The sequence below is a fragment of the Halarchaeum sp. P4 genome (assembly GCF_051195175.1).
In the GTDB taxonomy this organism is placed as follows: Archaea; Halobacteriota; Halobacteria; order Halobacteriales; family Halobacteriaceae; genus Halarchaeum.
Genome location: NZ_JBNTKC010000002.1, coordinates 575,271 through 581,674 on the forward strand (window position 1 = coordinate 575,271; position 6,404 = coordinate 581,674).

At 67.2% G+C, this 6,404-nt stretch carries 6 protein-coding genes and 1 tRNA gene; 3 read left to right on the plus strand and 4 right to left on the minus strand.

The window, feature by feature from the left end; genetic code table 11:
• Positions 1–14 precede the first annotated feature (14 nt).
• Positions 15–476 (minus strand): hypothetical protein, encoded by a 462-nt coding sequence (locus ACQUS8_RS11220; RefSeq protein ID WP_435101004.1) that lies wholly within the window; start codon positions 474–476, stop codon positions 15–17.
• A 1-nt stretch (position 477) separates the two neighbouring features.
• The gene (locus ACQUS8_RS11225) at positions 478–738 is read right to left on the minus strand and encodes a hypothetical protein (protein WP_435101006.1); all 261 of its coding nucleotides are present in this window, start codon (positions 736–738) and stop codon (positions 478–480) included.
• 87 nt (positions 739–825) lie between these two features.
• Here ACQUS8_RS11225 and ACQUS8_RS11230 point away from each other — a divergent pair, with 87 nt between their 5' ends.
• Positions 826–2,556 carry an excinuclease ABC subunit C gene (locus ACQUS8_RS11230; RefSeq protein WP_435101008.1) on the plus strand — a complete coding sequence of 577 codons (1,731 nt, stop codon included), beginning with the start codon at positions 826–828 and terminating at the stop codon, positions 2,554–2,556.
• Between the two features lie 43 nt (positions 2,557–2,599).
• A complete protein-coding gene (locus ACQUS8_RS11235; RefSeq protein WP_435101010.1) occupies positions 2,600–3,688 on the plus strand; it encodes an SPFH domain-containing protein in 1,089 nt (362 codons plus the stop codon).
• 2 nt (positions 3,689–3,690) lie between these two features.
• Here ACQUS8_RS11235 and uvrB read toward each other — a convergent pair whose 3' ends face one another.
• A complete protein-coding gene (gene uvrB / locus ACQUS8_RS11240) occupies positions 3,691–5,745 on the minus strand; it encodes an excinuclease ABC subunit UvrB (protein ID WP_435101012.1) in 2,055 nt (684 codons plus the stop codon).
• 112 nt (positions 5,746–5,857) lie between these two features.
• Between uvrB and ACQUS8_RS11245 the strand changes: the two genes are divergently transcribed.
• The gene (locus tag ACQUS8_RS11245) at positions 5,858–6,130 is read left to right on the plus strand and encodes a DUF7553 family protein (protein ID WP_435101014.1); all 273 of its coding nucleotides are present in this window, start codon (positions 5,858–5,860) and stop codon (positions 6,128–6,130) included.
• A 59-nt stretch (positions 6,131–6,189) separates the two neighbouring features.
• On the opposite strand, the gene ACQUS8_RS11250 is transcribed toward ACQUS8_RS11245, so the two are convergent.
• A tRNA-Cys gene (locus ACQUS8_RS11250) sits at positions 6,190–6,265 on the minus strand.
• Positions 6,266–6,404: the final 139 nt, after the last annotated feature.

Consider the following 6,404-nt stretch of genomic DNA (forward strand, 5'->3'; position numbering starts at 1 on the left):
TCATCGTCGTGTTCTCAGAGTTCCTCTTCCGGGGCGTTCGCCGCGACGAGGACGAGCGGCCGTCTCCCGCGGCGGTCGTAGGCGCGGACGTCCGCGACGTCCCACGGCGGCACGGCGACGAGCAGGCGCGCTGCGAAGTCGTCCGAGACCGTCGGGTCGGGTTCGCCCATCGGGTGTGAGAGGAAGCGTCCCTCCGTCGACCCGGACGGCGTCGCGAGGTCGACACCGAAGACGGCGTCGAGCGCCCGGCCGGCCGCCGGGAAGTAGAAGTCGGAGAAGACGGCGACGTCCGCGGGGAGGTCGGCGAGCGGCGTACCGGGACCGTCCGACGGGTCGAGGTCGGGCGGCGCGCTGGTGGCGAGCGCCACGGAGAGCGGCCGCGGGTCGGCGTCCGCCGCGAGCACGCAGAGCGTCTCCACGAGCGCGTGCGTCGCGTAGACCGGCGTTCGCTCCGCGGCGCTGTCTGGGTCCGTCACGTCAGACTCTATCGTCGGGGTCGTGCTGCTCGCGGACGCGCTCGACCTCCGTCCGATAGCGTTCGACCGTCGAGGCGTCCGTCACGTCGCCGAGTTTGGCGGACTCAACGTCGCGGGCGGCGGTCGGGTCCGGGGCGTTCGTGGACTGCTGTTTCTCGAAGACGCGCTCGCCGTCCGGCGTCGCGTAGCGCACCGTGATGAGGCCCTTGTCCGTGTACTCGCGGTCGACGAACCAGACGCGGACATCTTCGTCGTCACTCATGTGCGCGTCTTGGACACGGGGGCGTTTGGCTCTTGGGAGGTGTGGCGAGCGCGACGTTCAAACGGCCGCATCGACTACGCGATAATGATGGACGCGGTACGCGACGTCGCCGGCGAGTTGCCCGCCGAGCCCGGCGTCTACCAGTTCCAGCGCGACGGGACCACCCTCTACGTCGGGAAGGCCGTCGACCTGCGGGCGCGCGTGCGCTCCTACGCCGACCCGCGCAGCGCCCGCATCGCGCGGATGGTCGAGCGCGCCGAGGCACTCGACTTCGCCGTCACCGACACGGAGACGCAGGCGCTGTTGCTCGAGGCAAACCTCATCAAGCGCCACCAGCCGAAGTACAACGTCCGCCTGAAGGACGACAAGTCCTACCCGCTCGTCCAACTCACCGACCACGAGTACCCCCGCATCGAGGTGACCCGCGACCCCAACGAGGGCGCGACCGCCTACGGCCCCTACACGGACCTCGGGCGGGTCGAAACCGTCGTGAAGGCGATACGGGAGACCTACGGCCTCCGCGGGTGCTCCCCTCACAAGTTCGAGGGGCGCGAGCGGCCGTGCCTCGACCACGACATCGGCCTCTGCACCGCGCCCTGCACCGGCGAAATCGGCGAGGAGGCCTACCTCGGGGACGTCGAGTCGGCGAAGCGGTTCTTCGAAGGCGAAACCGGCGTCCTCGCCGACCCGATCGAACGCGAGATGGAGCGGGCCGCCCAGGAGGAGGCCTTCGAGCGCGCCGCGAACCTCCGGGACCGGCTTGAAGCCGTCCGCGCGTTCCACAGTGGCGGCGGGGAAGCCGTCGCCGCGCAGTCCGGCGAGCGCCACGTCGACGTCCTCGGCGTCGCCATCGAGGGCGACACCGCCACCGTCGCGCGCCTCCACAGTGAGGGCGGCCAACTCGTCGAGCGTGACCAGCACACGCTCACCGCGCCCGAGGGCGAGGACCGCGTCGCAACCGTCCTGGCCGCGTTCGTCCCGCAGTACTACGCCGAACGCCGCCTCCCCGACGCGCTCCTCCTCCCCGAGGACCCTGGCGACCCCGACGTCGCCGACTGGCTCGAAACCGAAGGCGTCGCCGTCCGCGTGCCGGGCGCGGGCCGGGAAGCCCGCCTCGTCGACCTCGCTTTGAAGAACGCCCACCGGCGCGCCGGCGGCCGCGACGAACTCGGCGCGCTCCGCGACGCGCTCGGCCTCGACCGACGCCCCGAGCGCATCGAGGGCGTCGACGTCAGCCACGCACAGGGCAAAGCCGTCGTCGGCAGCGACGTCACGTTCGTCGACGGGAGCGCCGAGAAGAGTGACTACCGCCGGAAGAAACTCGACGAGGAGAACGACGACTACGCGAACATGTATCGCCTCGTGAAGTGGCGCGCCGAGCGCGCCGTCGAGGGCCGTGACGACCGGCCCGACCCCGACCTCCTCCTCGTGGACGGCGGAGCCGGCCAGTTGGACGCCGCACTCGACGCCATCGAAGAGGTCGGGTGGGACGTCCCCACTGTCGCGCTCGCGAAACGCGAGGAGACAGTCGTAACGCCCGACACCCAGTACGACTGGGACGAGGACGCCCCACACCTCCACGTCCTCCAGCGCGTCCGCGACGAAGCCCACCGCTTCGCCGTCCAGTACCACCAGAGCCTGCGCGACAGCGTCGACACCGCCCTCGACGACGTCGACGGCGTCGGTCCCGCCACCCGGAAGCGCCTCCTCCGGCGCTTTGGCAGCGTTGAGGGCATTCGCGACGCCAGCGTCGACGAGCTCCGCGAAATCGACGGGGTCGGACCCGCACTCGCGGAACGCGTCGCCCGCCGCCTCTGAAGTCGGGGAAACCGCTAAGGTCCGCGGGCCGAACTACACGAGTATGTCCGCGGGTGACACGACCGGCCAGTTCTTCCGCACGCTCGGCCGCACGAGTGCCCGCATCGGCTGGCGACACCTCATCGGCGTCGCCGTCCTCGGCGTCGGCCTCCTCCTCGCCCCCGTCGTCGGGTGGACGAGCGTCCTCGTCGCACTCGGCCTCCTCGTCGCCGGCTACCTCGCCGTCGACAGCATCGAAATCGTCCAAGCCTACGAGCGTCGCCCCTACACCGTCCTCGGAAAGTTCGAGGGGATGCTCGGCCCCGGCATCAACGTCGTCATCCCGCTCGTCACCGAGACACACGTCTTCGACATCCGGACCCAGACCATCGAAGTCCCGACGCAGGAAGCCATCACGCGGGACAACTCGCCCGTCCGGGCCGACGCCGTCGTCTACCTCAGCGTCGTCGACGCCGAAAAGACCTTCCTCGAAGTCGAAGCATACCGGCAAGCCGTCGCCTACCTCGCCCAGACGTCGCTGCGCGCCGTCATCGGCGACATGGAACTCGACGACACGCTCAGTCGACGCGAGGAGATGAACGACCGCATCCACGACCAACTCGACGACACCGTCGCCGAATGGGGCGTCGACGTCGAAGCCGTCGAAGTCAAGAGCGTCATGCCGAGCGACGGTGTCGTCGCCGCGATGGAGCGACAGACCGCCGCCGAACGCCACCGGCGCGCCATGATTCTCGAAGCACAGGGCTCCCGGAAGGCCGCCGTCGAACGCGCCCTCGGCGAGAAGGAAGCCGCAATCCTGCGCGCCGAAGGCCGCAAACGTGCCAGCATCCTCGAAGCGCAGGGCGACGCCACCGCCACCGTCCTCCGCGCGAAGGCCGCTGAGGCCATGGGCGAACGCGCACTCATCGAGCGCGGGTTCGAAGCCCTCGAACACGTGGGTCGCGGCGCCGCGACGACTTACGTCGTTCCTCAGGAACTCACCTCGCTCGTCGGGCGCTACGGTCGTCACCTCGCCGACGACGGGACGGGCAGTGGCCTCGACTCGCTCGGTGTCGACCTCGCCTACGTCGACTTCGACGACATCGTCGAAACACCGGCGAACGCCGAAGAAGTGGAAATCGAGATCGAGTAGGCCTACCAGTCCGCCTCGGGCTCGACGCCCTCGGCCTCATCCGGACTGTCGAGGTCGTACTCCTCGCGGAGGTCCGCGATCCGGTCGCGGATGTCGGCCGCGAGCTCGAACTCCAAGTTCGACGCCGCCTCCTGCATCCGCTCCTCGAGTTCGGCGACGCGTTCCGCCGCCGACTCCGCGTCCGAGACACCCTCCCCCGAGACGTCCGACGTCTCCGTCTTCGCACCCGGGAGGTTCGCCTCCGAAACCTCCTTCTCGATGGTCGTCGGTTCGACGTCGTGCTCCTCGTTGAACTCCTGTTGGATGCGACGACGGCGCTTCGTCTCCTCGATGGCGTCCGCCATCGCGTCCGTCGTTTCGTCCGCGTAGAGCACTGCCTTCCCGTTCACGTTCCGCGCCGCGCGCCCCATCGTCTGGATGAGGCTCGTCCGCGAACGTAAGAACCCCTGCTGGTCCGCGTCCAACACCGCGACCAGCGACACCTCAGGAATGTCGAGCCCCTCACGCAGGAGGTTGATGCCGACCAGCACGTCGAACTCGCCGAGACGGAGGCCGCGAACGAGTTCGTGTCGCTCCAGCGTGTCCGTCTCGTCGTGCATGTACTCCACAGCAACCCCCGCCTCCTCAAGGTACTCCGTGAGGTCCTCAGCCATCCGCTTCGTCAGCGTCGTCACGAGCGTCCGCTCGTCGCGCGACGAGCGCTCCTGAATGCGGGCTAGCAAGTCGTCAATCTGGTCGTCCGCCGGCGACACCTCCACCGCCGGGTCGACGAGATAGGTCGGGCGAACGACCTGCTCAACTACCTGCCCGGACTGCTCGCGCCCGTACTCCCCGGGCGTCGCCGACACGTAGAGCGTCTGGTCCGTCTTCTCCTCAAACTCCTCGAAAGAGAGCGGTCGGTTCGCGTACGCCGTCGGCAGGCGGAAGCCGTTCTCGACCAGACTCTCCTTGCGCGCCTTGTCGCCGGCGAGTTGCCCCCGAATCTGCGGAACCGTCCGGTGGGACTCGTCGATGACCGTCAGGAAGTCGTCCGGGAAGTAATCCAGGAGCGTGTACGGCGCGTCGCCCATCTCCCGGTCCGAGAAATAGAGCGTGTAGTTCTCGATCCCAGAACAGTAACCGGCCTCCTGAAGCATCTCCAAGTCGAACGTCGTCCGCTCCTCGATGCGCTGGGCCGCCACCAAATCACCCTGGCGCTCGAAGTGCGCGACGCGCTCCTCCATGTCCGCCTCGATCTGCTCCATCGCCGACTTCAGGCGGTCCTCCGGAATCGAGTAGTGCTCCGCCGGATGGAACAACACCGCCGGTTCCTCCGAGACGACGTCACCCTCCAACGGGTCGAGTTTCGTTAGCCGGTCAACCTCGTCACCCCAGAATTCCACGCGGACCGCGTACCGGCCGTACATCGGGAACACCTCGACCGTGTCCCCGCGGACCCGAAACGTCCCCTGGGTGAAGTCCACGTCGTTGCGCTCGTAGTTCAAGTCCACGAGCCGCGAGAGCAACTCGTCGCGACCAAGCGACTCACCCCGCTCCACACTCAACGACATATCGATATAGTTCGACGGGTCGCCGAGCCCGTAAATTGCCGATACCGACGCCACCACGATGACGTCGTCACGCGTGAGCAGCGAGCGCGTCGCCGAGTGACGCAAGCGGTCGATCTCCTCGTTCACCGAGGCGTCCTTGTCGATGTACGTGTCCGTCTGCTCCACGTACGCCTCCGGCTGATAGTAATCGTAGTAGGAGACGAAGTACTCCACCGCGTTCTCCGGGAAGAGGTTCTTCAGCTCCTCGTAGAGCTGCGCTGCGAGCGTCTTGTTGTGGGCGATTACCAGCGTCGGCTTCTGAACCTCCTCAATGACCCACGAGACCGTGTTCGTCTTCCCCGACCCCGTCACACCCAACAGCGTCTGTGCGTCCATCCCAGCCTCGAACCCTGACGACAACGCCTCGATAGCCTCCGGCTGGTCACCAGCCGGATCGAACGGCGCATCTACGCGGAAATCCCTCTCCACGTCCGGGCGGTCTGGCTGGAGCGGACCGGCATCACTCATCACCCGAACCTAGCGCCGCGGATACGTAAGTTGCGTGCCGCCGCGTCCCCGACAGACGCAATGACTGACGCCCTGCGAAACGTTTTGGCGGACGGCGGTCTATCCGTGCAGTATGGAGCTTGAAAAGCTACAAGAAGCCAGCGAAATACTCGAACAGGCCGCCGAAGAAGCTACCGACGAAGACGTTCGTGAGCGCATCAACACGCAAGCCGAACAAATCGGGAAGCTCGCCGACCGCAATCGTGGTCCCGACCACGGGCGCCTCGCTCGACACATGCACGCCCTCCAAGACCTTGTCGACGACACCGATGGCGAGGTTGCCGCACACGTCGAGGACGCACTCGAAAGTGTCCGTGCCTACCGAGAAACAGTCAGCGGCGTCTAAACAGTCTCTCTCGATTTTTCGCGACTAGCGCTGTCGCTCACGTTCGAGTAAGTGGAGAAAGCCAAGGGCCGGATTTGAACCGGCGGTGGGCGGCTCTGCAGGCCGCTGCGTTAGGCCGGACTCTGCCACCTTGGCACGATTCGAAGTAGCGGACTCGCGCGCTTAAGCGTAGCGGTCCACACCGCTCGTCAGAAATGCGAAAAGCCCCCGAGCGATACCGCTATCGCTCGGAGGCTTATAACCGGGGTTCAATCGAACCCCACTATGAATGGAG

What these genes read in the sequence shown, in the direction of transcription:
- ACQUS8_RS11225 (WP_435101006.1), bottom strand. Translation starts at nt 738, where the DNA reads ATGAGTGACGACGAAGATGTCCGCGTCTGGTTCGTCGACCGCGAGTAC.
- ACQUS8_RS11230 (WP_435101008.1), top strand. Translation starts at nt 826, where the DNA reads ATGGACGCGGTACGCGACGTCGCCGGCGAGTTGCCCGCCGAGCCCGGC.
- ACQUS8_RS11235 (WP_435101010.1), top strand. Translation starts at nt 2,600, where the DNA reads ATGTCCGCGGGTGACACGACCGGCCAGTTCTTCCGCACGCTCGGCCGC.
- uvrB (WP_435101012.1), bottom strand. Translation starts at nt 5,745, where the DNA reads ATGAGTGATGCCGGTCCGCTCCAGCCAGACCGCCCGGACGTGGAGAGG.
- ACQUS8_RS11245 (WP_435101014.1), top strand. Translation starts at nt 5,858, where the DNA reads ATGGAGCTTGAAAAGCTACAAGAAGCCAGCGAAATACTCGAACAGGCC.